Origin of the sequence: Shewanella sp. SG41-4 (genome assembly GCF_014164505.1) — a bacterium.
In the GTDB taxonomy this organism is placed as follows: domain Bacteria; phylum Pseudomonadota; class Gammaproteobacteria; order Enterobacterales; family Shewanellaceae; genus Shewanella.
Genome location: NZ_JACJFI010000531.1, coordinates 1 through 1745, shown reverse-complemented (window position 1 = coordinate 1745; position 1745 = coordinate 1). Strand labels below are relative to the sequence as shown.

Genomic DNA, 1745 nt, shown 5'->3' with positions numbered 1-1745 from the left:
ACTACACTATTGTCCGCCAATTCGCACTAACCACAGTTTTGTGGGGAATCGTTGGTATGTCAGTGGGTGTATTGATTGCGGCTCAGTTAATCTGGCCACAACTGAACTTCGACACTCCTTGGTTAACGTATAGTCGTTTACGACCATTACACACCAATGCAGTGATATTCGCGTTCGGAACATCAGCTCTTTTCGCTACATCCTACTATGTTGTGCAACGCACTTGTCAAATCCGTCTATTTGCGCCCAAATTGGCCGCATTTACGTTCTGGGGTTGGCAAGCCGTTATTATTGCAGCTGCTATCACTTTACCAATGGGGATTACCCAAGGCAAAGAATATGCAGAATTAGAATGGCCTATCGATATCGCGATTGCGATTATTTGGATTAGCTATGCAATTGTATTCTTTGGCACAATAGCTAAACGAACGACGTCCCACATTTATGTGGCAAACTGGTTCTTTGGTGCCTTTATCATTACTGTTGCAGTACTTCACATTGTTAACTCAATGGCGGTACCAGTAAGCTTATTTAAGTCTTACTCTCTGTACTCCGGTGCAGTCGATGCGATGGTTCAGTGGTGGTACGGTCATAATGCGGTAGGCTTCTTACTTACTGCTGGTTTCTTAGGGATGATGTATTACTTCGTGCCTAAGCAAGCTGGTCGCCCAGTGTATTCATATCGTTTATCAATTGTCCATTTTTGGGCGTTGATTGCATTATACATTTGGGCCGGTCCTCACCACTTACATTACACTGCCCTTCCTGACTGGACTCAGTCATTAGGCATGGTAATGTCATTAATCTTATTCGCACCGTCTTGGGGCGGTATGATTAACGGTATTATGACCCTGTCTGGTGCGTGGCATAAGCTTCGTACAGACCCTGTATTACGTTTCTTAGTTGTTTCATTGTCTTTCTACGGTATGTCTACCTTCGAAGGCCCAATGATGGCAATCAAAACAGTTAATGCTTTATCTCATTATACTGACTGGACTATTGGTCACGTTCACTCTGGCGCGCTAGGCTGGGTTGCAATGGTGTCTATTGGTTCTTTATATCACTTAATTCCAGTGCTATTTGGTCATGGTCGTATGTACAGCATGAAGCTGGTTAACGTCCATTTCTGGTTAGCGACTATCGGTACTGTTTTATATATCGTGAGTATGTGGATTTCTGGTGTTATGCAAGGTCTTATGTGGCGTGCGGTTAACTCTGATGGAACTCTAACTTATAGTTTCGTTGAGAGTTTAGAAGCTTCGTACCCATTCTACTTTGTACGCTTTATTGGTGGTTGTTTCTTCTTAACCGGTATGTTTATTATGGCCTATAACGTTATCAAAACCGTTAAAGCGTCTAAAGATTCATTACCTGCTATTGCAGAAGCTTAAGGAGCAGATTCGATGAAATTTAATCATGAATTAATTGAAAAGAATGTCGGTCTGCTTGCTATCTTCACTGTCATCGCCATTAGTTTTGGTGGTTTGGTGCAGATTACTCCACTGATATTTCAGAAAGACACTACCGAAGCTGTTGAAGGTCTTATTCCTTATACTGCTTTACAGATTGAAGGTCGTGACATTTATGTTCGTGAAGGTTGTTACAACTGTCACAGCCAAATGATCCGTCCTTTACGTGCTGAAACAGAACGTTATGGTCATTATTCTGTTGCTGGCGAGTCTGTTTGGGACCATCCTTTCCAATGGGGTTCTAAGCGTACTGGTCCTGATTTAGCACGTGTTGGC

2 protein-coding genes are annotated in these 1745 nt (G+C 42.7%); both read left to right on the top strand.

The window, feature by feature from the left end; translation table 11 throughout:
- Window positions 1-1391, top strand: a 1391-nt coding sequence (ccoN, locus tag H5202_RS21930; protein ID WP_182773901.1) for a cytochrome-c oxidase, cbb3-type subunit I, incomplete at its 5' end; no start/stop codon positions are given.
- Between the two features lie 12 nt (window positions 1392-1403).
- Window positions 1404-1745 (top strand): cbb3-type cytochrome c oxidase subunit II (locus H5202_RS21925; RefSeq protein ID WP_182773900.1); only part of this gene is annotated, 342 nt, incomplete at its 3' end.